The 1145-nt window shown below is 62.0% G+C and carries 1 protein-coding gene; it reads right to left on the reverse strand.

Annotated features, from left to right (window positions below; all coding sequences use genetic code 11):
* Positions 1–271 precede the first annotated feature (271 nt).
* Positions 272–1145 (reverse strand): type IV secretory system conjugative DNA transfer family protein (locus ACSSVZ_RS28185; RefSeq protein ID WP_453974181.1); only part of this gene is annotated, 874 nt, incomplete at its 5' end.

Consider the following 1145-nt stretch of genomic DNA (forward strand, 5'->3'; position numbering starts at 1 on the left):
CCCAGGTCCCGATAAGCATTGAAGGCTCCCCGGCCAGTTCGCGTTGCGGCTGAATGAACTAGCGCAAACCTGCCAAACGTGTGGCCAATCCGCAATGCGCGTACTCGCGGAGAAATCGAGTCAGCGTTGGGGCTAGCCGCTTCAACCCAGACGCCGACTTCTTCAACAACATTGGCCAATTTCTGCTGATATCCGGAAGCACCGAGCCCCGTCGAGGCCACTTGCACCCTATGCTCCAATTCACCGTGGTCGCGGTCCAGGGGCTTTGGCGCTATTCGTCCCCGGAGGACGGAGGCGCTGGCCTCTTCCGCGGCCTCGGTTTCTTTCGAGGCGCCGACGGCTGGCTGGCTGACACATTTGCTTTGGAGCTTTTAGGCACTGGCTTTCTCGGTCTGTTGTTCGGGCCTGTCCGCGCACTTCTCCGACTTGTTCCCCGAGGTTCGGTCGTTTTGCCCTCGGTGGCCGCGCCGACGCCAATGCGGGAGTCTTCCGCCAACGGAACATCTGCCTCGGCTGTCACCATCGAGGATCCGCGATCGTCGCCCTCGAGCTGGTCGACGCAGTCAGCTTCTTCCACCTCAGCCTCGCCCCCAGTCTCATCAACGTTCTCATCATCGTCGGCATCCTCTGATGCAGAGGTCGTCTCCTCCGTTCTCTCCCGCCGCGTGAGCGTGGCGTCCCAGTGATCGAGGAACCGCTCGATCTCTCGCATGTCCTCGTCAGCGTGATACGGCGTGGGCAGATAGGCCTGGATGGGCGGTGTGCCGCGGGCAAAAATGATGGCCTTGTCGACGAATGTCGGCCCCATCAGTTCGGTTGGCGTGACCAGAGGTCGGGTCTCTTCGTAGACGGTGGTCTTGTCGCCGGCGCGGTGGGAGACGTAAGTGGCGGTTTCCAGGTCGTTGACCCCGAACAAGATCTGCGTTCGGCAGTTGCCGAGCATGCTCTCCCAGCGCGGGTAGGTGCGCTTGAGCTGGGGCAGGTCCTGGGCGATCAGCCACATGCGGATTTTGGCGCTGCGGGCGATCGCGATCTGATCCTCGATGATGGGCATGTGGCCGAGCTGGGCCAGTTCGTCGAACACGAAGAGCGCCGGGACCTGATAGAGTGGCTGATGCTCAGCGGTGTCTTCCTCCAGAAGGCTC

The sequence above is a fragment of the Amorphus sp. MBR-141 genome (assembly GCF_053628695.1).